At 69.6% G+C, this 21,020-nt stretch carries 27 protein-coding genes; 23 read left to right on the top strand and 4 right to left on the bottom strand.

The window, feature by feature from the left end; genetic code table 11:
* The first annotated feature begins 144 nt into the window (after positions 1–144).
* The 10 genes from ACYVOK_RS13105 to ACYVOK_RS13150 all read left to right on the top strand — a co-directional run bounded on the left by ACYVOK_RS13105 (position 145) and on the right by ACYVOK_RS13150 (position 8,861).
* Positions 145–372, top strand: a complete 228-nt coding sequence (locus ACYVOK_RS13105) for a hypothetical protein (RefSeq protein WP_460662631.1) — start codon at positions 145–147, stop codon at positions 370–372.
* A gap of 127 nt (positions 373–499) precedes the next feature.
* Positions 500–625, top strand: coding sequence for an excalibur calcium-binding domain-containing protein (locus tag ACYVOK_RS13110; protein ID WP_460663069.1), 126 nt, complete (start codon positions 500–502; stop codon positions 623–625).
* 144 nt (positions 626–769) lie between these two features.
* Positions 770–1,192 carry a DUF948 domain-containing protein gene (locus ACYVOK_RS13115; protein ID WP_460662632.1) on the top strand — a complete coding sequence of 141 codons (423 nt, stop codon included), beginning with the start codon at positions 770–772 and terminating at the stop codon, positions 1,190–1,192.
* Positions 1,189–1,428: a DUF6167 family protein gene (locus ACYVOK_RS13120; RefSeq protein ID WP_460662633.1), complete on the top strand. Its 240-nt coding sequence runs from the start codon at positions 1,189–1,191 to the stop codon at positions 1,426–1,428. Before ACYVOK_RS13115 ends, ACYVOK_RS13120 begins: the two co-directional genes overlap by 4 nt.
* 5 nt (positions 1,429–1,433) lie before the next feature.
* Complete coding sequence (alaS, locus tag ACYVOK_RS13125; protein ID WP_460662634.1) at positions 1,434–4,103, top strand: alanine--tRNA ligase; 2,670 nt, start codon at positions 1,434–1,436, stop codon at positions 4,101–4,103.
* A gap of 27 nt (positions 4,104–4,130) precedes the next feature.
* Positions 4,131–4,589 carry a Holliday junction resolvase RuvX gene (gene ruvX / locus ACYVOK_RS13130; protein WP_460662635.1) on the top strand — a complete coding sequence of 153 codons (459 nt, stop codon included), beginning with the start codon at positions 4,131–4,133 and terminating at the stop codon, positions 4,587–4,589.
* Complete coding sequence (gene mltG, locus ACYVOK_RS13135; protein ID WP_460662636.1) at positions 4,586–5,782, top strand: endolytic transglycosylase MltG; 1,197 nt, start codon at positions 4,586–4,588, stop codon at positions 5,780–5,782. The genes ruvX and mltG overlap by 4 nt, the downstream gene beginning before the upstream one ends.
* 13 nt (positions 5,783–5,795) lie before the next feature.
* Positions 5,796–6,617 (top strand): shikimate dehydrogenase, encoded by an 822-nt coding sequence (locus ACYVOK_RS13140; protein WP_460662637.1) that lies wholly within the window; start codon positions 5,796–5,798, stop codon positions 6,615–6,617.
* Positions 6,604–8,073: an FAD-binding oxidoreductase gene (locus tag ACYVOK_RS13145; protein WP_460662638.1), complete on the top strand. Its 1,470-nt coding sequence runs from the start codon at positions 6,604–6,606 to the stop codon at positions 8,071–8,073. The genes ACYVOK_RS13140 and ACYVOK_RS13145 overlap by 14 nt, the downstream gene beginning before the upstream one ends.
* A gap of 80 nt (positions 8,074–8,153) precedes the next feature.
* Positions 8,154–8,861 (top strand): prepilin peptidase, encoded by a 708-nt coding sequence (locus ACYVOK_RS13150; protein ID WP_460662639.1) that lies wholly within the window; start codon positions 8,154–8,156, stop codon positions 8,859–8,861.
* Positions 8,862–8,876: 15 nt separating this feature from the next.
* On the opposite strand, the gene ACYVOK_RS13155 is transcribed toward ACYVOK_RS13150, so the two are convergent.
* Positions 8,877–10,001, bottom strand: coding sequence for an ADP-ribosylglycohydrolase family protein (locus ACYVOK_RS13155; RefSeq protein WP_460662640.1), 1,125 nt, complete (start codon positions 9,999–10,001; stop codon positions 8,877–8,879).
* Between the two features lie 115 nt (positions 10,002–10,116).
* Here ACYVOK_RS13155 and ACYVOK_RS13160 point away from each other — a divergent pair, with 115 nt between their 5' ends.
* From ACYVOK_RS13160 to ACYVOK_RS13205, 10 genes are all read left to right on the top strand, one after another.
* Entirely contained in the window at positions 10,117–10,326 is a 210-nt protein-coding gene (locus tag ACYVOK_RS13160; RefSeq protein WP_460662641.1) for a hypothetical protein, read from the top strand.
* Between the two features lie 60 nt (positions 10,327–10,386).
* Complete coding sequence (locus ACYVOK_RS13165) at positions 10,387–10,638, top strand: type II toxin-antitoxin system Phd/YefM family antitoxin (RefSeq protein WP_460662642.1); 252 nt, start codon at positions 10,387–10,389, stop codon at positions 10,636–10,638.
* Entirely contained in the window at positions 10,635–11,045 is a 411-nt protein-coding gene (locus tag ACYVOK_RS13170) for a PIN domain-containing protein (protein WP_460662643.1), read from the top strand. The genes ACYVOK_RS13165 and ACYVOK_RS13170 overlap by 4 nt, the downstream gene beginning before the upstream one ends.
* 60 nt (positions 11,046–11,105) lie before the next feature.
* A complete protein-coding gene (aroC, locus tag ACYVOK_RS13175) occupies positions 11,106–12,311 on the top strand; it encodes a chorismate synthase (protein WP_460662644.1) in 1,206 nt (401 codons plus the stop codon).
* A complete protein-coding gene (locus tag ACYVOK_RS13180; RefSeq protein ID WP_460662645.1) occupies positions 12,308–12,808 on the top strand; it encodes a shikimate kinase in 501 nt (166 codons plus the stop codon). The genes aroC and ACYVOK_RS13180 overlap by 4 nt, the downstream gene beginning before the upstream one ends.
* Positions 12,805–13,920 carry a 3-dehydroquinate synthase gene (aroB, locus tag ACYVOK_RS13185; protein ID WP_460662646.1) on the top strand — a complete coding sequence of 372 codons (1,116 nt, stop codon included), beginning with the start codon at positions 12,805–12,807 and terminating at the stop codon, positions 13,918–13,920. The genes ACYVOK_RS13180 and aroB overlap by 4 nt, the downstream gene beginning before the upstream one ends.
* A gap of 161 nt (positions 13,921–14,081) precedes the next feature.
* The gene (locus tag ACYVOK_RS13190) at positions 14,082–15,167 is read left to right on the top strand and encodes a Gfo/Idh/MocA family protein (protein ID WP_460662647.1); all 1,086 of its coding nucleotides are present in this window, start codon (positions 14,082–14,084) and stop codon (positions 15,165–15,167) included.
* A 41-nt stretch (positions 15,168–15,208) separates the two neighbouring features.
* The gene (locus ACYVOK_RS13195) at positions 15,209–15,355 is read left to right on the top strand and encodes a hypothetical protein (RefSeq protein ID WP_460662648.1); all 147 of its coding nucleotides are present in this window, start codon (positions 15,209–15,211) and stop codon (positions 15,353–15,355) included.
* A gap of 18 nt (positions 15,356–15,373) precedes the next feature.
* The gene (gene aroQ, locus ACYVOK_RS13200; RefSeq protein WP_460663070.1) at positions 15,374–15,814 is read left to right on the top strand and encodes a type II 3-dehydroquinate dehydratase; all 441 of its coding nucleotides are present in this window, start codon (positions 15,374–15,376) and stop codon (positions 15,812–15,814) included.
* A 208-nt stretch (positions 15,815–16,022) separates the two neighbouring features.
* Positions 16,023–16,691: a helix-turn-helix transcriptional regulator gene (locus ACYVOK_RS13205; protein ID WP_460662649.1), complete on the top strand. Its 669-nt coding sequence runs from the start codon at positions 16,023–16,025 to the stop codon at positions 16,689–16,691.
* Between the two features lie 21 nt (positions 16,692–16,712).
* Here ACYVOK_RS13205 and ACYVOK_RS13210 read toward each other — a convergent pair whose 3' ends face one another.
* The gene (locus ACYVOK_RS13210; RefSeq protein WP_460662650.1) at positions 16,713–17,531 is read right to left on the bottom strand and encodes an EamA family transporter; all 819 of its coding nucleotides are present in this window, start codon (positions 17,529–17,531) and stop codon (positions 16,713–16,715) included.
* Positions 17,532–17,688: 157 nt separating this feature from the next.
* Here ACYVOK_RS13210 and ACYVOK_RS13215 point away from each other — a divergent pair, with 157 nt between their 5' ends.
* Entirely contained in the window at positions 17,689–18,186 is a 498-nt protein-coding gene (locus ACYVOK_RS13215) for a MarR family winged helix-turn-helix transcriptional regulator (RefSeq protein WP_460662651.1), read from the top strand.
* Positions 18,187–18,230: 44 nt separating this feature from the next.
* Here ACYVOK_RS13215 and ACYVOK_RS13220 read toward each other — a convergent pair whose 3' ends face one another.
* The gene (locus ACYVOK_RS13220; RefSeq protein WP_460662652.1) at positions 18,231–18,851 is read right to left on the bottom strand and encodes a hypothetical protein; all 621 of its coding nucleotides are present in this window, start codon (positions 18,849–18,851) and stop codon (positions 18,231–18,233) included.
* Positions 18,852–19,006: 155 nt separating this feature from the next.
* On the opposite strand from ACYVOK_RS13220, the gene efp reads away from it, so the two are divergent.
* Both efp and nusB read left to right on the top strand, forming a co-directional pair.
* Positions 19,007–19,570: an elongation factor P gene (gene efp, locus ACYVOK_RS13225; RefSeq protein WP_460662653.1), complete on the top strand. Its 564-nt coding sequence runs from the start codon at positions 19,007–19,009 to the stop codon at positions 19,568–19,570.
* Positions 19,571–19,603: 33 nt separating this feature from the next.
* The gene (gene nusB, locus ACYVOK_RS13230; protein WP_460662654.1) at positions 19,604–20,014 is read left to right on the top strand and encodes a transcription antitermination factor NusB; all 411 of its coding nucleotides are present in this window, start codon (positions 19,604–19,606) and stop codon (positions 20,012–20,014) included.
* 307 nt (positions 20,015–20,321) lie between these two features.
* Here the strand turns inward: nusB and bldD are convergent, their stop codons facing one another.
* On the bottom strand, positions 20,322–20,837 hold the full coding sequence (gene bldD / locus ACYVOK_RS13235; RefSeq protein ID WP_130388461.1) for a transcriptional regulator BldD: 516 nt from the start codon (positions 20,835–20,837) through the stop codon (positions 20,322–20,324).
* Positions 20,838–21,020 lie beyond the last annotated feature (183 nt).

Here is a 21,020-nt window from a genome sequence, read left to right on the forward strand (position 1 = left end):
CGCCGCCAACCCGCCGGGTACCTCGCCGGGTGACCTGCCTGGAGTACCGCCGCGGGAGCCGTCGAGCCCGCCCTCAAAGCCGCCCTCGAGCCCGCCGTCCGGCTCGGCTCGACGGAACGTGAAGGCGCCGGGACCGGCGACGAGTTGGTTCCCGTCGACGCAGCCGTCGTCCACGCCGACCGCCCCGACGCCGCCCTGGTCAGCGTCCGCGTCGCCCAAGCAGACCTCGACGCAGTCGTCGCCCTCCTCACCGCGGTCGCAGACCCCGGCGGAGACCGGCACAACGCAGCCGCCGAGCACGACGCCAGGCGAACGGAGCACCACCCCAGCGGCGCCAACCACCCCAGCCGCACCGAACACCACCCCGACTGAACCGAGCCCAACCCCAGGCGAACCGAGTACGACGCCAACGGACCCGAGTACGACGCCAACGGACCCGAGCATCACGCCGACGCCACCGACCACCTCGCCAACGGACCCAAGCACCACGCCGACGGTGGTGTACCGGAACTGTGCCGAGGCCCGCGCAGCCGGCCAGGCGCCCTTGTACCGCGGTGATCCCGGCTACTCGCCCGCGCTGGACCGCAACGGCGACGGCGTGGCCTGCGAACGCGGCAGCTCCTGACCGTAACCCGCGGTTGACGGTGTGCAGTCCTGGTTTGGTGGGGGACTGTGATGTGGGGGATGGTGTCCTGGAGCGGAGTGTGATGGTGCCGCGCGATAAGGTCGGGCGGTCCACGAGGTCGCAACGGAAGGTGGATCGTTTCCCATGAGCGTCGGTGAAGTGGCGGGGCTGATAGCCGCCTGTGCGCTGCTCATTCTGGTGGGCCTGCTGGCCTATCCGATCCTGAAGCTGGGCAAGGTCCTGGACGAGACCCGGATCATGGTGAAGGGCGTCTCCGATTCCAGCGTGCCGCTGCTCGGCGAGGTGACCAGTACCGTGGCTACTACCAACGCGCAGCTCGCCAAGGTCGACACGATCACCGACAACGCGACCACGGTGACCACCAACGCGGCCGCACTGATGTCGTTGTTCTCGGCGACCGCGGGCGGTCCGCTGGTGAAGGCGGCGGCGTTCACGTACGGCGTCCGCAAGGCGCTCGGCGACAGCCAGCGCAAGGACGTGACCCGGCGGGTGAAGGAAGAGATGAAGGCCGAGCGCAAGGCACGGAAGCGGGGTGACGTCCGGTGAGGCGGATCTTCTGGCTGGTCGTCGGCATCGCGGTCGGTGTGTACGCCGTGACCCGGCTGAAGAAGCGCGCCCAGGTGCTCGCCCCGGAGAGCCTGCAGGAGTCCGCGGCCAAGGTGGCCGCCGCGATCCGGCACTTCGGCGACGAGGTGCGCGCCGGCATGGCCGAGCGGGAGACCGAGCTCCGCGACGCCCTCGGCATCGACACAAACACGAACACGCGTGAGGACTACCGGTAACACCCATGGAAACCAGTGAGATCAGGCGGCGGTTCCTGCAGTACTTCGAGGACCGCGGCCACACCGTGGTGCCGAGCGCGCCACTGCCGTCGCCGGACCCGAACCTGCTGTTCAACGTGGCCGGCATGGCCCAGTTCGTGCCCTACTTCGTCGGGCAGCAGACACCGCCGTACACGCGGGCGACCAGTGTGCAGAAGTGTGTGCGGACCCTCGACATCGACGAGGTCGGCAAGACCACCCGGCACGGCACGTTCTTCCAGATGAACGGCAACTTCTCCTTCGGCGACTACTTCAAGGAGAAGGCGATCGAGTACGCCTGGGACCTGGTCACCAGGCCGCAGAGCGACGGCGGCTACGGCTTCGACGAGTCGGTGCTGTACGCCTCGGTGTACTACGAGGACGACGAGGCGATCGCGCTGTGGAAGCGGGTCGCCGGCCTGCCCGATGACCGGATCGTCCGGCTCGGCATGAAGGACAACTTCTGGTCGATGGGCATCCCCGGCCCGTGCGGCCCGTGCTCGGAGATCCTGATCGACCGCGGCCCGGAGTTCGGCGCGGACCGGGACTGGGAGGCGGGCGACCGCTACCTGGAGTTCTGGAACCTGGTCTTCATGCAGAACATCCGCGGCGAGGGTGGCGGCAAGGAGGGCTACCCGATCCTCGGCGAGCTGCCGAAGAAGAACATCGACACCGGTCTCGGCCTGGAGCGGGTGGCGTACCTGCTGCAGGGCGTCGACAACATGTACGAGATCGACGAGATCTACCCGGTGATCGAGCGGGCGTCGGAGCTGAGCGGCCGCAAGTACGGCGCCGAGCACGTCGACGACGTGCGGTTCCGGGTGGTCGCCGACCACGTCCGCAGCGCGCTGATGCTGATCGGCGACGGCGTCACCCCGAGCAACGAGCAGGGCGGTTACGTCCTGCGCCGGCTGCTCCGCCGCGCGATCCGGTCGATGCGCCTGCTCGGCTACGAGGACCCGAGCCTGGTCGAGCTGCTCCCGGTCAGCCTGGAGCAGATGAAGAAGTCGTACCCGGAGCTGGAGTCCGACTTCGGCCGGATCAGCCAGGTCGCGTACGCCGAGGAGGAGGCGTTCCGCCGGACCCTGACGGCCGGGACGAGCATCTTCGACGTCGCCGTCCGCGAGACCAAGGCCGGCGGTGCGCACCAGCTGGAGGGCGCGAAGGCGTTCCAGCTGCACGACACGTACGGCTTCCCGATCGACCTGACCATCGAGATGGCGGCCGAGCAGGGCCTGAACGTGGACACCGAGGGCTTCAAGTCCCTGATGAAGGAGCAGCGCGACCGGGCCAAGGCGGACGCGCGCGCGAAGAAGGCCGGGCACGCGGACACCTCGGGCTACCGGGAGCTGCGGGAGAAGGGCGTCACCGAGTTCACCGGGTACCAGGAGCTCGCCACCGACTCGCAGGTCCGGGGTCTGCTGCGGGAAGGCGTCGTCGCGCCGGCCGCCGAGCAGGGCGAGACCGTCGAGGTGGTGCTGGAGAAGACCCCGTTCTATGCGGAGTCCGGCGGCCAGATCGCCGACGAGGGCCTGATCGTCGCGGACGGCGTCAAGTTGCAGGTGCTCGACGTACAGAAGCCGGTCAAGGGCCTGATCGTGCACAGGGTCAAGGTGCTCGAGGGTGTTCTCACGCCGGGCCTGGACGTGCACGCCGAGGTCGACCACGAGTGGCGGGTGTCGGCCTGCCAGGCGCACTCCGGCACGCACGTCGTCCACGCGGCGCTGCGGCAGGTGCTCGGCCCGAACGCGCTGCAGAGCGGTTCGTACAACAAGCCCGGTTACCTGCGGCTCGACTTCGCCTGGTCGTCGGCGCTGGACCAGGCGACCCGGTCCGAGATCGAAGAGGTCGCGAACCTCGCGGTCCGGCAGGACCTGCGGGTGTCGGCGAAGTACATGACGCTGCCGGAGGCCCGGGAGTGGGGTGCGCTGGCGCTGTTCGGCGAGACGTACGACGAGCAGGTCCGGGTCGTCGAGATCGGCGGGCCCTGGTCGCGTGAGCTCTGTGGTGGCACGCACGTGAAGCACTCGTCGCAGATCGGCGCGCTGACCGTCACCGGCGAGTCGTCGGTGGGTGCCGGTGTCCGCCGGCTCGAGGCGTTCGTCGGCATGGAGGCGCTGCGTTACCTCGGCAAGGAGCGCGCGCTGGTCCGGCTGCTGAGCGAGAACCTGAAGACCCGGCCGGAGGAGTTGCCGGCCAAGGTCGCCGATCTGGCCGAGCGGCTGCGGGCCGCGGAGAAGGAACTCGAGCGGCTGAAGGCCGGCCAGGTGCTGGCGGCGGCGGCCGAGCTGGCCGCGAAGCCGAAGGACGTCTTCGGCGTCCAGTACGTCGGTCATCGCGCACCCGACGGTGTGAACGGCGGGGACCTGCGCAAGCTGGCCCTGGACGTGCGCGGCCGGATGCCGGCCGACAAGCCGGCCGTGGTCGCCGTCCTGAGTGTGAACGACGGCAAGCCCGGCGTGGTGATCGCGCTCAACGACACCGCCCGCGAGTGGCGGTTGAAGGCCGGCGACCTGGTCCGGGTGGCGGCCGAGAAGCTGGGCGGCCGCGGCGGCGGCAAGGACGACGTCGCGCAGGGCGGCGGCACCGACCCGTCCGGCGCCGACGACGCGCTGGCCGCGGTCGAGCACACCATCGGCCAGCTCGTCACGGGCTGACCGACGGCACCGGCCGATGAGGCACTGATGCGGAGAGGCGTGCGGCTCGCGCTGGACATCGGCGACGTCCGGATCGGCGTCGCCAGCAGCGACCCGCACGGAATCCTGGCCACCCCGGTGGAGACGATCCGCCGGGGGCCGGGTGATCTGGATAGGATCGCCGCACTCGCCGCCGAACTGGAGGCGGTCGAGATCGTGGTCGGTCTGCCGCGGTCGCTGTCCGGTGGCGAAGGGCCGGCCGCGGTGAAGATCCGGGAAACGGCGGAGCAGGTGCGGGCGAAGGTGCAGGAGGGCAACTCGGGGACCGCGGTGCGGCTGGTGGACGAGCGGTTCACCACGGTGACCGCCGAGCGGATCCTGCGGGAACGGGGAAAGAAGGGCTCCAAGCGGCGGGCCGTGGTCGATCAGGCCGCGGCGGTCGTGATTCTGCAACACGCGCTCGATGTCGAGCGTGAGACTGGGAACCCACCCGGGAGGCCCCTGTGAACAGAACATCGGTGGACGACGACGTGACTGACGGCGACGATCTCAGCGCCGGGCTCGGGCTGCGTCCGGAGAGCCGGGTCGAGCGCCGGGCGAACCGCCGCAAGGCCCGCGCGCGGCGCGGGTTCGGCTGCCTGGCGGGCCTGATCTCCCTGGTCGTCGTCGGTGCGCTGATCGCCGGGGCCGTGGTCGGCTTCGGCAAGGGCAAGGACGCGCTCGAGCAGATGTTCGCCGCACCCGACTACCAGGGCAGCGGCACCGGCACCGTCGTGGTCGAGATCACCCAGGGGCAGAGCGCGCAGTCGATCGCCGACACGCTGGAGAAGAAGGGCGTGGTGAAGAGCGCCCGGGCGTTCGAGCGGGCCGCCCGGGACGACCCGCGCTCGCGGCAGTTGCAGGCCGGCACCTACACCCTGCACAAGGAGATGTCGGCCAAGGCCGCGCTCGAGCTGATGCTGGACACCGGCAAGTCGATCCTGGTCAACCGGATCGGGTTCCGGGCCGGGTTGACCAAGGCGGAGGTCAGCGAGACGCTGCAGAAGTCGCCGAAGCTGAAACTACCGGCCGGCGCCGCCGCGGCCGCGCTGGCGAAACCGGCCGCACTGGGCCTGCCGCCGTACGCGAAGAACAACGCCGAAGGCTTCCTGTACCCGGGGACGTACGACGTGCCGAAGGGCGCGACGGCGTACACGATCCTCAAGCTGATGACGGCGCAGTACGCGAAGACGGCGGCCGAGCTGGACCTGGTGAAGACCGCGCAGCGCAAGAAGCTGGACCCGTACCAGGCGGTGATCGTGGCCAGCATCATCGGCGCGGAGACGAACCGGCCGCAGGACTACGCCAAGGTGTCCCGGGTGATCTACAACCGGCTCCGGGTCGGCATGCGGCTGCAGATGGACTCCACCATCCACTACGTGGTCGGCCGGGACGGCGGGGTGTTCACCACGCCGGAGCAGCGTGACATGGACTCGCCGTACAACACCTACAAGAACAAGGGCCTGCCGCCGACGCCGATCAACTCGCCGACCAAGGAGACCCTGCGGGCGGCGCTGAACCCGGCGCAGGGCAACTGGCTGTACTTCACCCTGGTCAACCTCGACACCGGTGAGACGGCGTTCGCGAGTACGTCGGACGAGCACCTGCAGAACGTGAAGAAGCTCCAGGCCTGGTGCGCCGCTCACAAGGGCCGCTGCTGATGGGGAGGCGCGGATGAGGTGCGCTGTTCTGGGTTCGCCGATTGCGCATTCGCTGTCGCCGGCGATGCACCGGGCCGCGTACGCCGCTCTCGGCCTGGACTGGACGTACGACGCCTTCGAGGTCGGCGAGGACGAGTTGCGCGGGTTCGTCGCGTCGCTCGGTGACGACGTCCGCGGACTGTCGTTGACGATGCCGCTGAAGCGGGTCGCGCTCGACCTGGTGGACACCGTTGACCCGGTCGCGGAGCTGATCGGTGCGGCGAACACGATGCTGTTCGAGCCGGACGGGTCCCGCTCGGCGCACAACACCGACGTACCGGGGCTGGTCAACGCCTTCGCCGAGCGCGGCATCTCCGCGGCCGACACCGCCGTGGTCCTGGGCGGCGGGGCCACCGCAGCGTCCACGCTGGCGGCGTTGCGCGGACTGAAGGTCAGCGAGGTGACCGTCGTCGTCCGGGACGTCTCCAAGGCCGAGCGGCTGCTGGACCTGGCCGCCGAACTCGGGCTGAAGACGTCGGTCGCGGACTTCTCGCAGGTCGAGCAGATCGGTGGGTTCGACCTGTGCGTGTCGACGCTGCCCGGCGGTGCCGTCGACCCGTGGGCCGAGCACTTCGCGGCGGTCGCGCCAGTGGTGTTCGACGTGGCCTATCACCCGTGGCCGACCGGGCTGGCCGTCGCGGCTCGCCGGATCGGTACAGAGCTGTTGAACGGACTTGATCTGCTCGTGCATCAGGCCACTCTCCAGGTGGAGATGATGACGGGTAGGTCGCCGGCTCCTCTGGCGGCCATGAGAGCCGCCGCCCGTGAGGAGCTCGAGGATCGTGAGCCAGCCTGACCGCCGGACGTTACTGAGGGCAGGCGGCGTCGCCGCCGCCGCCGCGTTGACCGGCTGCACCGACACCAAGCCGGCCACCACTGGGACAACGGAAGCCCTGACCGCGGCCGCACCGAACTGGAACAGCTTCGCGCGGTCGCTCAAGGGCCGGCTGTTCATGCCGTCGACGTCCGGCTACCCGGCCGCGCACCAGCTGTTCAACCCACGGTGGGACTCCGTTCAGCCGGCCGCCGTGGTCAAGGCCGCGAACGCCACCGACGTGCAGCGGTCGATCAACTTCGCGCGCGCGAACAGGCTCGTGACGGTTCCGAAGGGCGGTGGGCACTCTTACGTCGGTGCGTCCACGGTCAGCCGGGGCCTGATGGTCGACCTGGGCGCGATCCGCGGCATGAGTTACTCGAACGGCGTCCTCACCGTCGGTGCCGGTGCACGGCTGTACGACGTCCACGTCTTCCTGGACAAGTACGGGCGCTCGCTGCCGACCGGTACCTGTCCGACGGTCGGAGTCGCGGGGCTCGCTCTCGGCGGTGGGATGGGCATCCACACGCGGGCGTTCGGACTCACCAGCGACCGGATCCTGTCGATGGGCGTGATCACCGCCGACGGCGTCGCGCGGAACGTCAGTGCCGCGTCCGACCCGGACCTGTTCTGGGCGCTCCGGGGCTGCGGCGGCGGGAATCTCGGGGTGGTCACGTCGTTCCGGTTCGCCACCATCCCGGCGACGAAGATCGGGTTCTTCCGGCTGACCTGGCCGGAATCGAAGGCGGCGGCCGTCGTCCGCGGCTGGCAGAGGTTCGCCCAGTCGGCGCCGATCACCTCCTGGGGCAACCTGCACATCGATGCCCGCAGCAACGGAACGCTGTCGGTCCACGTGCTCGGGATCTCCACCACCGGGAACGCCGCCGCCGCGGCCGCGCAACTGGAGTCGTTCGTCGGGTCGCGGGCCTCGGTGCGGTCGATCACGGTGAAGACGCACCTCGAGGCGGTCCGGTACGTCGGCGGCGGGACGACCAGCCCGCGCACCGGGTTCCTCGCCGGCTCCGACGTACTCAAGGGCCCGATGAACGCGGCCACGATCACCGCGCTGCTCGGTGCGGTGAAGGCGGCGGCGCGGGCCAGGACACCGGCGTCGGCGATCATCGACCCGCTCGGCGGGCAGGCCGCGAAACAGCCGGCCGGTGGCTCGTCCTGGGCCTGGCGGTCAGCCCTCGGCGTGATCCAGTGGTACGCCGGTACGCCCGCGCGCCCGACCTCGGCGCAGCTGAAGGTCGCCCAGACCTTCGTCACCAACGGACATCGCGCGGTCCGCACGTACTCGGCCGGCGGTTACGTGAACTACGTCGAGAACCGCCGCTCGGTCAGCACCTACTACGGCGCAAGCCTGGCCCGCCTGCGCACGATCAAGCAAAAATACGACCCCGCCAACTTCTTCCGCACGCCGTACACCCTCGTCTAGCTCCTCCACAGCCACGAAGGTCTGGGGGTCGTCCACAAGGCGCGCGTGGCGGTGGTGCGGATCGTCTAGGCTGCTGGATCGTGCCGGCTGACAATGCGTTGCTCACCGCAGGGGTCGGTGTGGCCTTCTGCGGACCGGCGGCGTACCTGCTGGGTCCCTGGCTGATGCGGCGCATCCCGGAGCCGTCCCTGGAGGATGGCGAGACCAAGATCCCGTACGCAGAGCTGGCCGGTGCGCGGGCGGCGTACTGGTGTGGTCTCCTCGCGGCCGTGTCCGGGGGACTGCTCGGCTGGATGCTCGGCACGACGCCGGTGCTGGTGGCGTGGCTGCTGCTGGCCGTGGCCGGTGCCGTGCTCGGCTACATCGACGCGCGGACCCGGTATCTGCCGTCGGCGATCATCTGGCCGTCGTACGTCGTGGTCGGGGTGGCGCTGCTCGGCGCGGCCGTGGTGTCGGGGGAGTGGGGGTCGTTCCGCCGCGCGGTGCTCGCGGGTTTGATCGGGTTCGCGGTGTTCTACGTGTTGTGGTTCGTGTTCCCGCGGGGTGTCGGTTTCGGCGACGTCCGGCTGTCGGGGTTGCTCGGGATGGCGCTCGGCTGGCTCGGGTGGGGCGAGTTCATCAGCGGGTTGTACGGCGGCTTCTTCCTCGGCGCGATCGTGGGGATCGGGTTGATCGCGGCGAAGGTGATGACCCGCAAGCAGATGGTCCCGTTCGGGCCTTTCATGCTTGTCGGCGCCCTGGCCGGCGTCGCGCTCGGCGGACCACTGGCGAGGTTGTACGCCGGATAGGGGATCCGACGAAGGTCACCAGCCGGGGTAGCGGGCCTGGCCCCACGCGGTGTGGGGACCGTAGTCGCCGTGGAGACGCGTGGGCCTGGTGAACTCCAGGGCGAAGTCGTCCGCCAGTTCGAGGATGACCGCACGGCCCTCGACGGTGAAGACGAGCTCAGGAGGCAGAGCGGTCTCACCGTGGAGGGCTCCCAGGATGTTGCCGCAGATGGCGCCGGTGGAGTCGCTGTCGCCGGAGTGCGTGACCGACAAGGCCAGCGCGTCCAGGAACTGCTCGGGCTCGGGGTAGGCGAGTGCTGCGTAGACCGCGATGGCCAGAGCCTCCTCCGCCACCCAGCCGCCACCCAGCTTCTCCACGGTGACCGGCCCGTGCTCCGGCGCGGTGGCCGCGAGTTCGCGTGCGGCCGCGAGCGCCGTACTGGTCTCCTCATGGTCCGGCCGTCGGGCCAGTACGTCGGCCGTCGTGTCCAGGGCCGCGTTGAGGTCGGCGCCGGCGCAGATCTCGTGGATGATCACGGCCAACGCACCAGAGGCGAGCTTGCCGGTCGGGTGCCCATGGGTGTAGCCGGCTGCCTGGGCGGCCGCGTCGAACACCCACTCGCGGTCGAACCACTTCGACGGCAGCAGCCCGAACGGCGCCACCCGCATCACGCCGCCGCACCCCTTCGAGTCGTTCTCAGCCTGCGCACCGAACTGCTCGATCTTCGCGCTGCCCTTGCGGGCTTGCGTCAACGCGCTGAGACAGGTGTTGCCAGGAGCGCGCCGCGCGTAGAGCCACTGCTGCCCCTGCAGCCAGCCGCTGCGCTCACCGCTCGGAACCGGCAGGAGTTGCGTGTCCAGCCAGCGGTCGTAGGCGTGATGGACCACGGCGACCGTGAACCCCAACCCACGGTCGGTCCGCACCCCGGCCCGGATCAGTCCCTCGACCGTGAACAACGTCATCTGGGTGTCGTCGGTGATCGTTCCGGGCGGCCAGCCGGCGGAACCGGAGACGAAGGTGCGCAACCCGTCTGGGTGCGCGGCAACGATCGACCGGCCGCTCTCGAACTCGACCGGCGCGCCCAACGCGTCCCCGATCGCTCCACCCAGCAGACAGCCGCGCACCCGTGACCGCCACGTCTCTTCAGCACCCCGATCCATGCCCCAAACCCTATCGACGGTGGTGCCAGCGCTACCCCGAAGTCGGGCCCGAAGGCCAGTTCGGCTGAGGCCCACCACTCCTACGGTCGTTGGTAGACCGCAAAGGAGCCCCCCGATGACCACCGCACTCCGCCGCACCACCGCCCGCCTGACCGTTACAGTCGCCGCCACTCTCACCCTCACCGGCGCCGCCCTATCCGGCGCCCAAGCAGCCCAAGCCTCCACCAGCTGCCCCAACACCCCCCTCAACAAAACCGTCGACATCCTCCTGACCTTCCGGGACCCGTTGTCCGCGGACGGCCTCCGTACGCCGACGTGCCGCTGATTTACCGATTCTGTCTAGTCAGACTAGACTGAATCGGGGACGAATGAGGGAGTGGTGAGGATGGGCGGGCAGTGGCAGGTGCAAGAAGCCAAGCAGCACTTCAGTGAGTTGATTCGGGCCGTCCAGGCGGACGGGCCGCAGTTCGTCACGAAGCACGGAGAGCAGGTGGCCGTCGTACTGAACATCCGCGACTACCGGCGTCTGCGGGGTGAGGAGACCGACTTCAAGGACTTCCTCGCCGAGGCGCCCGATCTGACAGTGCTGGAGATCGATCGCTCGGCGGCCCCCGCGCGGGTGGTGGAGTTCGAGTGAGTTACCTGCTCGACACCAACGTCGTGTCGGAGTTCCGGCGGCGAACGCCCGATGCGGGTGCCTCGAGTTGGGTCGGATCGGTGCGCTCCAGCGAGTTGTACCTGAGCGTCCTGGTCGTCGGCGAAATCCGGCAGGGGATCGAACGCCTTGCCGTGCGAGACCCGAAGCAAGCGGCCGCCATCGACAGTTGGAGTCGGCGCCTGGTCGATGGATACGGCGACCGGATCATCCCGGTGACTCTGGAGATCGCCGAGACCTGGGGGCGGTTGAACGCAGGCTCGCCGCTGCCTGTGGTCGACGGACTGCTTGCGGCGACCGCGCTGGTGCACGACTGGACGCTCGTCACCCGCAACACGGCTGACGTCGAGCGGACCGGAGCGCGGGTGCTCAATCCGATCGAGAACTGAGCCGGCGCGGGGCGTGAGACCGGCGTCGGGTGGGTGGGGGGCGCGTGGAAGAATCGGGGCATGCTGCGCTGGCTTACCGCCGGCGAGTCGCACGGACAAGCGCTCGTCGCCGTACTCGAAGGTCTTCCCGCAGGCGTCCAGGTCACCACGGACAACGTGGCCGACGCCCTCGCCCGTCGTCGGCTCGGCTACGGCCGCGGCGCCCGGATGAAGTTCGAGCGGGACGAGGTGACGTTCATCGGCGGGTTCCGGCACGGTGTCTCGCTGGGTAGCCCGATCGCCATCCAGGTCGGCAACACCGAGTGGCCGAAGTGGGAGCAGGTGATGTCACCCAACCCGGTCGACCCGGCAGCGCTGGCCGACCTGGCCCGGAACGCACCGCTGACCCGGCCGCGGCCCGGCCACGCGGACCTGGCCGGCATGCAGAAGTACGGCTTCGACGAGGCTCGTCCGGTGCTCGAACGGGCCAGCGCCCGCGAGACCGCCGCCCGCGTCGCGCTGGGCGAGGTCGCGGCCCGCTTCCTCCACCAGGCGTACGGCGTGACGATCGTCAGCCACGTGGTCGAGCTCGGCACGGTCAAGGCGCCGTACGGCGTGATCCCGTCGTACGACGACGTCGCGAAGCTGGACGCGGACCCGGTGCGCTGCCTGGACGCGGACGCGAGCAAGGCGATGGTGGCCGAGATCGACGCCGCGCAGAAGGCCGGTGACACGCTCGGCGGTGTGGTCGAGGTGGTCGTGGACGGCCTCCCGCCGGGTCTCGGCAGCTACGTGCACTGGGACCGGCGGCTCGACGCGAAGCTGGCCGGCGCGCTGATGGGCATCCAGGCGATCAAGGGAGTGGAACTCGGCGACGGGTTCGAGCTGGCCCGGACGCCGGGGTCGAAGGCGCACGACGAGATCGTCGCCGAGGACGGCATGATCCGGCGGGCCTCCGCCCGCTCGGGCGGCACCGAGGGCGGGATGAGCACCGGCGAGACGCTGCGGGTGCGGGCCGCGATGAAGCCGATCGCGACCGTGCCGCGGGCACTGCGCACGATCGACACCACCACCGGCGAGGCGGCGTCGGCGCACCACCAGCGGTCGGACGTCTGCGCCGTACCGGCTGCGGGCATCGTGGCCGAGGCGATGGTGGCGCTCGTGCTGGCCGACGCGTCGCTGGAGAAGTTCGGCGGCGACTCGGTGGCGGAGACCTCGCGCAACCACAAGGCGTACCTGGCCGGTCTGCCGGCCACCATCGCACCGCGGGAGTGGGCGGAGCTGTGAGCCCGGTCGTCGTACTGGTAGGGCCGCCGGGATCGGGGAAGTCGACCATCGCGGCGGTGCTGGCCGAGCGGCTCGGCGTAAACCACCGCGACACCGACGCCGACGTCGAGGCCGGAGCGGGGCAGCCGATCCCGGACATCTTCGTCGACCACGGCGAGCCGCACTTCCGGGCGCTCGAACGGGCCGCGATCGTCGCTTCACTGGCGCAGGACGGTGAGGTGCTGTCGCTCGGCGGCGGCGCGATCCTGGATCCCGATACCCGGGCCGATCTGGCCGGTCACAACGTTGTCTTCCTCGACGTCAGCCTCGGGGAGGCGGTCAAGCGGGTCGGTCTCGGGGTCGCCCGGCCGCTGCTGCTCGGCAACGTCCGCACCCAGCTGCGCAACCTGATGGAGGCCCGCCGTCCGTTGTACGCCGAGGTCGCCAAACTGACCGTGCAGACCGACAACCGCACCCCCGACGAGATCGCCGCCGAGATCCTGGAGCACCTCGGATGAGCGTTGGATCTGTGGGCGACGGGCCCACCCGGATCAGGGTGGCCGCGGCGGCGCCGTACGACGTTGTCATTGGCAACAACCTGCTCGGTGAACTGCCGGGACTGCTCGGCGACGGGGTGCAGCGGGTCGCCGTGATCCATCCGCGGGCGCTGCGGACCAGCGGTGACGCGATCCGCGACGACCTCACCGCCGGCGGTTACACCGCGCACGCGATCGAGATCCCGGACGCCGAGGACGCCAAGACCGCGGAGGTGCTCGCGTACTGCTGGTCGGTGCTCGGGCAGGCCGGATTCACCCGCTCCGACGCGATCGTGAGTGTCGGCGGCGGTACGACGACCGACCTGGCCGGCTTCGTCGCCGCGACCTGGCTGCGCGGGGTGAAGGTCGTTCACATCCCGACCACGCTGCTCGGCATGGTCGACGCGGCCGTCGGCGGCAAGACCGGCATCAACACGGCCGAGGGGAAGAACCTGGTCGGCGCGTTCTGGGAGCCGGCCGGGGTGCTGTGTGACCTGGCCGCGCTGGAGACGCTGCCGCGCAATGACTACGTGAGCGGTCTCGCGGAGGTCGTGAAGTGCGGTTTCATCGCCGACCCGGTGATCCTCGACCTGATCGAGAAGGACCCGGCCGGTGCGTCCAGCTCGGCGTACGACGCCACCCGGGAGCTGATCGCGCGGGCGATCCAGGTGAAGGCGGACACCGTCGGCGCCGACCTGCGGGAACGGACCACCACGGTCGGCGGAAAGATCGGCCGTGAGGCGCTGAACTACGGCCACACGCTCGGGCACGCGATCGAGCGGGTCGAGCGGTACAAGTGGCGGCACGGTGCCGCGATCAGCATCGGCATGGTGTTCGTCGCCGAACTGGCCCGTGCGGCCGGCCGGCTCGATGACGCCACGGCCGACCGGCATCGCGCCGTACTGGAATCTCTCGGGCTGCCGGTGAAGTACCGGGCGGACGCCTGGCCGCACCTGCTGGACGCGATGAAGCTGGACAAGAAGACCCGGGCCGACCGGCTGCGGTTCGTCGTCCTCGACGGCCTCGCCAAGCCGGCCATCTTCGAAGCACCGGACCCGAGCCTCCTGATCGCGGCGTACGCCGAAGTCTCCTGACCCCGCCGTACGTCGAGGTCTCCTGACCGCCGGCGTACCGCGAGGCTCCTGACCGGATCCGGTCAGCTGGCGGACGCGCACTTGTCATTCCGCGGCGGCCCGTTCAGGATGCTGTTCGGGAAAAGGCTTTCCGACGCTGCCCGCGTCCTGAGAGGGGCTGTATGTCCGACAGCAAGTACCGGATCGCGATCGTCGGCACCGGTGGTATCGCCAACGCCCACGCCGGGGCGGTGACCGCCCTGGCGGACCGGGCCGAACTGGTCGCCGCGGTCGACGTCGATCGCGACCGGGCCGAGGCGTTCGCGACCAAGTGGGAGATCCCCTCGGTGTACGCGAGCCTGACCGAGCTGCTCGCGGCCGGCGGCGTCGATCTCGTCCACCTGTGCACGCCGCCCGGTTCGCATGTGCCGCTGGCCGCCGAGTGCCTGGCGGCGGGTGTCAACGTGTTCGTGGAGAAACCCCCGACGTTGTCGCTGGACGAACTCGACTCGCTGCTGGAGGCGGAGAGCGCGTCGTCCGCCCAGGTCGTATGCGTCTTCCAGCACCGGTTCGGCTCCGGGGCGGTGCGGTTGCGGGAGCTGACCGCCGGTGGTGTCCTCGGCCGGCCGTTGGTTGCCCTGTGCAACACCACCTGGTACCGGGACGACGACTACTTCGCGGTGCCGTGGCGCGGCACCTTCGAGGTCGAGGGCGGCGGGCCGACGATGGGTCACGGGATCCACCAGTTCGACCTGCTGCTGTCGATCCTCGGCCCGTGGGGGAAGGTAACCGCCGTCGCCGCCCGGCAGGCCCGGCCGACGAAGACCGAGGACGTCTCGATGGCGTTGGTGACCTTCGAGAACGGCGCGGTCGCGTCGATCGTCAACTCGCTGGTGTCGCCCCGGGAGACGTCTCAGCTCCGCTTCGACTACGAGAACGCGACCGTCGAGCTGGAACACCTCTACGGCTACCAGAACGAGAACTGGACGATCACACCCGGACCGTCGCAGGAGGCGGTGACGGAGGCCTGGTCTGCCGATCTGCCCGACGTGCCGAGTGGTCACACCGCTCAGCTCACCGCCGTACTCGATGCGCTGACAGCCGGGGAGCCGGCACCCGTCCCGCTCGCCGAGGCCCGGAACACCTTGGAACTCGCGGCGGCCATCTACGCCTCGGCCTTCACCGACAAACCGGTCCGCCGCGGAGACCTGACCCGCGGCTCCGAGTACGCCGCCCGCATGGGCGGCCCCGGAGCCCCCTGGTCCTGACTCTGCCGTCAAGCGGCGAGTTCGGGTGGGAGGTCTTCGGAGTGCAGCACATCGAGGCGAGAGACCGCTCGGGTGAGGGCGACGTGCTGGCCCGTCGCAACTGGGTCGCGATCGACGCCGGTCGGTCCGCCGCCGAGCGTTACCCGGAGGCCGTGGCGGAGGCCGGGTTCGCCTTCGGAAGGCTCTAGGGTTGTGATGTGACGGATGTGAGCGCACGACGGGTGCTGGTGCTGAACGGGCCGAACCTCGGGCGGCTGGGGTCGCGGGAGCCGGAGAAGTACGGGACGACGACGTTCGCCGATCTGGTCGCGGAGTGCGAGAAGGTGGGCGCCGAGCTCGGGCTGCAGGTCGAGGTGCGGCAGACAGACGACGAGGCCGAACTGGTCGGCTGGCTGCACGAGGCGGCCGACGGGAAGCTGCCGGTGGTGCTGAACCCGGCGGCCTTCACCCACTACTCGTACTCGCTGCGCGACGCCTGCGCCCAGCGGACCGCGCCCCTGATCGAGATCCACCTCACCAACCCGGCGACCCGCGAGGAGTTCCGGCACACCAGCGTCGTGGCCGGCGTGGCCACCGGCACCATCGCCGGGTTCGGCGTCGACTCCTATCGCCTCGCCCTGCGCGCGATCAGCACCCTCACCGCCTGAGGCCGGGCCTGAGTCGCAACCAACCTGCCCTTTCGGGCATCAAGCCAGTGAGGGCCGTTCCGGGAGCCAGGTTCGGGCGGGCTGTTCCGGCGGCCCTTAAGGCTGGCTGAAGGTTCCGGAGCACGATCGGAAGCGACGATCTTTGGGGGTTCGTGTGACCACGGGTGCAGTCCGTTCCGTTGATCAACGCTCTGGGGGAGTGACAGGTATGACGACGCAGCAACGTATCGCCGTCTGGGTGAAGGCTCTCGACCCGCTGTCCCAGTTCGGGTTGGTGCACGCGCTGAGGCCGCGGCCGGAGGTCGCGCTGATCTCCGATGCCGACCTGGCGGCGCGGCAGGCCCAGGCGACCGACCAGCGCACCGCCCTGCCGGTGGTCGCGTTGATCGCCGTCGACTCGCTGGACCACACCGCCGTCCAGGTGCTCCGGTCCGCGACGGAACGCGGATGCCGCCGGACAGTGCTCATCGGCAGCGCGATCAACGACGACGCGCTGATGACCGCGGTCGAGCTGGGGGTGTCCGGCGTACTGCGGCGCACCGAGGCGACCGCCGATCGCATCGTCCATCTGGTGCTGGCCGCCGCAGCGGGTGACGGCAGCCTGCCTCCGGACCTTTTGGGTCGGTTGCTCGGCCGGGTGTCCCGGATGCAGCGGCACGTGCTGGCACCGCGGGGTCTGTCCCACACCGGGCTGTCCGACCGGGAGACGCAGGTCCTGCGGTTGGTGGCCGACGGCAAGGACACCCAGGAGATCGCGCGCGAGCTGTCCTACTCGGAGCGCACGGTGAAGAACGTCCTCCACGACGTGACCAGCCGGCTTCAGCTGAAGAACCGTTCGCACGCCGTCGCCTACGCCCTGCGTGAGGGCCTCATCTGATCCGTGCGACCGCGGTCGCCTTCAGCACCTTTCCACTGCGGGGACGAGCACCGGCGGCGGAGTACTGATCGTCTTCCGTCGCCGTACCTGCGCGGTGACGAGCGCGGCCAGGACGATCAGGCCGCCGATCACCTGGGCGGAGGTCAGGCGCTGGTCGAGGACGAGCCAGCCGAGGAGGGTCGCCATCACCGGGCTGAGCAGCCCGAGGAACGTGACGTCCGTGGGGGAGAGGGAGCGCAGTCCGCGGAACCACAGCGCGTAGGCCAGCGCCGAGCCGATGATCGTCAGGTAGGCGTACCCGGCCAGGTTCGCGGCCGTCAGCGTGGCAGGTGGTGCGCCCTCGACGAGGTACGCGACAGGTAGCAGGACCAGTCCACCGGCCACCAGTTGCCAGCCCGTTGTGGCGAGCAGGGGAGCGGGCGACGTCCACCGCTTGCTCAGTACGACGCCGAAGGCCATCACCACCGCCCCGCCCAACGCGGCAGCGACGCCCAACATGTCGAGCCGCGCGTCGGCCCGCAGTACCAGCAGGCTGACCCCGAACACACCGGCCACCGCGGCCAGAACAGTCCGGGTCTTCAGCCGCTCACGCAGCAGCCCGGTCGACAGTACGGCGACCAGCAGCGGCTGGATCGCGCCGACGGTCGCGGCGACGCCGCCCGGCAGCCGGTACGCGCCGACGAACAGCAGGGCGAAGAACGCCCCGATGTTGAGTGTCCCGAGGACCAGCGACCGCCACCACCAACTGCCGCGCGGCAGCGTCCGGGTGATCGCCACGAGCAACAGGCCGGCCGGAAGCGCCCGGATGACCGCGGCGAGCAGCGGACGGCCCGGCGGCAATAGTTCAGTGGTGACCAGATAGGTGGTGCCCCACAGCAGCGGCGTGATCGCCGTGACGAGGAGCAGGAGACCGATTACTTAGCACTAAGATAAAGTATCTCAGTGCTAAGTAATTAACAATCCCTCACCGCTAAGCAATCTGAACTAGGCTGGCTGCATGGCTGATCACGTCGATCTGGTGCTCGAGCAGTGGCGGGAGCAGCGTCCCGACCTGGATGCGTCGCCGATGGGCCTGGTGGGCCGGGTGGCCCGGCTCAACCAGTTGTTCGACGCCGAGTTGCGGCGCAACTTCGCGCGGTACGACCTCGACCGGGCCTCGTTCGACGTACTCGCGACGCTGCGGCGCAGCAACGCGGAGCACAGCCTGACCCCGGCCGGCCTGATGCGGTCCTCGATGGTGACGTCCGGAGCGATCAGCCAGCGACTGGATCGGCTCGAGGCGCGCGGTCTGGTCACCCGGACGCCGAGCGAGACGGACGGGCGTGGTGTCCGGGTCACCCTGACCGACGAGGGCCTGCGACTGGTCGACCGCGTTCTGCCGGCCCACATCGAAACCGAGAACCGGCTGCTGACCGGCCTCTCGCAGGCCGAACGCGAGCAGTTCGTGGACCTGCTCCGGACACTGCTCGAGTCCCTCGGCGACAAGAAGGACTGATGACCCCGCCGACCCGTCCATCTGTCGGTGCGGGTGGGTTGTCGTTAGTTGGGTGGCGTAGTGCCGGGGCGGGGTGGGTTGCGGACCGTTTGCCAGAGTTCGTCGATGTCGGAGCGGTCGTCCGGCTCAGGGGTGTCGACCCAGCCGCTGGCCCAGGTGTCCTGCTCGCGGTCCAGGTCGAAGATCGACTCGGCGAACGCGGCCGAGCCGACGTACCGGGTCTCGTCCTCGGCCGGCTCCGGTGATGCCGGCTGAGCCGCACGGGCCTGCGACCGAGTGGGACTCTGGTCGGCCGGTGCGACCAGGCCGCGGGCGTACTGCTGCGCCTCGAGGATGCCCATGTCCTGCTCGTCGCACAGCAACCGGATCGCAGCCACCTCGTTGCCGGTCTTCATCAACTCGCGCACCCGGTTGTCGGTGTCCTGCCGGGGCGTCGGGAGGTGGTGCTGCGGCGGGCGGTGGGCCTGCGGCGGCGGTCCGTACGACGGGAGCCACTGCGACGACAGCTGTCCCTGCTGATACTGCGCGGGCGGCGGGTTGATGCGCTCGATCAGCTGCTGCACCCGGGGATTCGGCCGTCTGCCGGACTTCGACGCCTGCTGTTTCGCCTTGCCGATCACGCTCAGCACGATCATGACGATGACGAAGATCGCGAACTCCAGCATCGGCCACCTCCGTCGTCACGCTCGCCCCCGGGGACTGCCAGCCTAAGGCCCGCCAGGTCCGCGGTCCTGGTCCTGTGGCCACGGAATCGGAGGAAAGGGCAGGTGGCCGCTACAATCCGGTGTTACCGCTGATCGATTTCGAAGGGCATATCCGCGTGGCAACCACGAACGACCTCAAGAACGGCATGGTGCTCGACCTGGACGGGCAGCTGTGGTCCGTCGTCTGGTTCCAGCACCACAAGCCCGGCAAGGGCGGCGCCGTCGTCCGGACCAAGCTGAAGAACGTGCTGTCCGGCAAGGTGGTCGACAAGACCTTCAACGCGGACGTCAAGGTCGAGGTCGCGACCGTGGACAAGCGTGACATGACGTACCTGTACAACGACGGGTCGGCGTACGTGTTCATGGACAAGACCACCTACGACCAGCTCCAGATCCAGCCCGACGTGGTCGGCGACGCCGCGCACTTCCTGCTGGAGAACCAGGACGCCATCGTCGCGGTGCACGACGACCTGCCGCTGTACGTCGAGCTCCCGGCCTCGGTCGAGCTCGTGGTCGAGTACACCGAGCCGGGTCTGCAGGGCGACCGGTCCACCGGCGGCACCAAGCCGGCCAAGCTGGAGACCGGCTACACCATCCAGGTCCCGCTGTTCCTGACCACGGGCGAGAAGGTCAAGGTCGACACCCGCACGGGTGACTACCTCGGTCGCGTCACCTCCTGACCGCTGCTTCTGATCCTGGAGCGACAACCGCACATGTCTGCCCGTAGCAAGGCCCGCAAGCGCGCCCTCGACGTGCTGTACGAGTCGGAGGTCAGGGGACTGCCGGTCGGCGGCACCCTGGCCGACCGGGTGGCCGACAACGACCCGCCGGTGAACGAGTTCACGGTGGCGCTGGTCGAGGGTGTCGCGAAGCACATCGACGTGATCGACGAGTTGCTGGAGACGCACTCTGTCGGCTGGACGCTGGACCGGATGCCGGCCGTGGACCGCAACATCCTGCGGATCGGAAGTTACGAGCTGCTGTTCGACGACCAGGTGCCGGACGTGGTCGCGGTCAGCGAGGCGGTCGCGCTCGCGCGGGACCTGTCCACCGACGAGTCGCCGGCGTTCGTGAACGGGCTGCTGGCGAGACTGCTGCAGCTCAAGCCCACGCTGGGCGTCTGAGCTCCGGGTCCGAGCTCCGGGGCCCTTCGTGGGCTGGACGGGGGACGAGGGGGGCGAGCCCTCTCGGGGTTCTCAGCAGGGAGAATCTGGGCACTCGAGGCCCGGCACCGTCTCGGTACGGTCCCGGGCCAAACTCGGCATCCCCGTGGTCGGCGGCGCGGAGGGAACGGCTCCGGCCTGGTGCAGCGGGTGAGGTGGAGCCCGCCGCCGCCGTACTGCGTTGTCGTGCTACTGCTCTGCCTGGATGACGAAGGCAGGCGGCCGTGGGCCAGCTGCTACGAGCCCCGACCGTCTCTCTCGCCTTCCGTCAGGCGCCGGCCGCTTCGGACGACTCCTCGACGTCGCCCTTGGCCTCCGGGTTCAGCACGCCCCAGGAGATGAAGCGCTCGGTCAGAGTCGTCGGCGACTCGTCGTAGATCACGGCCAGGGTGCGCATGTCGTCCTGCCGGATCGACAGCACCTTGCCGTTGTAGTCCCCGCGCTGAGCCTGGATCGTGGCCGCGTACCGCGTCAGCGGACCGGCCTCGCTCGCGTCGAGGTGCTGCAGGGCCTCCAGGTCGAGGATCAACCGGGGAGGAGCGGCAGCCGCGGCGGCCGCACTGGCGGAACCGGGCAGCAGTTCACGGATCGGCACGCCGTAGAAATCGGCGAGTTCCGCGAGCTTCTGGACCGTGACGGCTCGATCGCCACGCTCGTACGAGCCGACGACGACCGCCTTCCAGCGACCCTTGGACTTCTCTTCCACACCATGCAGCGACAGCCCTTGCTGCTGGCGGATGGCGCGCAACTTGCCACCCAGTGTCTTCGCGTATTCGCTAGGCACGCTGGTTCTTCCCTCCGACTAGTTCGTCATGTCCGGCCCGCCGGAACGGGCCGTTAGGTGAACCCCCCTCGGTTACACAGAGTAACAATATTCCGGGTCAGAGGCCAGCGTCAAGACGGCGTGTCACTTCCGATACCATGTCAAGCGGTCCGAACGTCCTTTAAAGACCCGTCCAGAGAGGCG

This window comes from Kribbella swartbergensis, from assembly GCF_054784135.1.

Excerpts from the sequence above, each read along its gene's own strand:
- ACYVOK_RS13115 (WP_460662632.1), top strand. The coding sequence starts at position 770 with ATGAGCGTCGGTGAAGTGGCGGGGCTGATAGCCGCCTGTGCGCTGCTC.
- alaS (WP_460662634.1), top strand. The coding sequence starts at position 1,434 with ATGGAAACCAGTGAGATCAGGCGGCGGTTCCTGCAGTACTTCGAGGAC.
- ruvX (WP_460662635.1), top strand. The coding sequence starts at position 4,131 with ATGCGGAGAGGCGTGCGGCTCGCGCTGGACATCGGCGACGTCCGGATC.
- ACYVOK_RS13140 (WP_460662637.1), top strand. The coding sequence starts at position 5,796 with ATGAGGTGCGCTGTTCTGGGTTCGCCGATTGCGCATTCGCTGTCGCCG.
- ACYVOK_RS13155 (WP_460662640.1), bottom strand. The coding sequence starts at position 10,001 with ATGGATCGGGGTGCTGAAGAGACGTGGCGGTCACGGGTGCGCGGCTGT.
- ACYVOK_RS13160 (WP_460662641.1), top strand. The coding sequence starts at position 10,117 with ATGACCACCGCACTCCGCCGCACCACCGCCCGCCTGACCGTTACAGTC.
- ACYVOK_RS13165 (WP_460662642.1), top strand. The coding sequence starts at position 10,387 with ATGGGCGGGCAGTGGCAGGTGCAAGAAGCCAAGCAGCACTTCAGTGAG.
- aroC (WP_460662644.1), top strand. The coding sequence starts at position 11,106 with ATGCTGCGCTGGCTTACCGCCGGCGAGTCGCACGGACAAGCGCTCGTC.
- aroB (WP_460662646.1), top strand. The coding sequence starts at position 12,805 with ATGAGCGTTGGATCTGTGGGCGACGGGCCCACCCGGATCAGGGTGGCC.
- ACYVOK_RS13190 (WP_460662647.1), top strand. The coding sequence starts at position 14,082 with ATGTCCGACAGCAAGTACCGGATCGCGATCGTCGGCACCGGTGGTATC.
- ACYVOK_RS13205 (WP_460662649.1), top strand. The coding sequence starts at position 16,023 with ATGACGACGCAGCAACGTATCGCCGTCTGGGTGAAGGCTCTCGACCCG.
- ACYVOK_RS13215 (WP_460662651.1), top strand. The coding sequence starts at position 17,689 with ATGGCTGATCACGTCGATCTGGTGCTCGAGCAGTGGCGGGAGCAGCGT.
- ACYVOK_RS13220 (WP_460662652.1), bottom strand. The coding sequence starts at position 18,851 with ATGCTGGAGTTCGCGATCTTCGTCATCGTCATGATCGTGCTGAGCGTG.
- nusB (WP_460662654.1), top strand. The coding sequence starts at position 19,604 with ATGTCTGCCCGTAGCAAGGCCCGCAAGCGCGCCCTCGACGTGCTGTAC.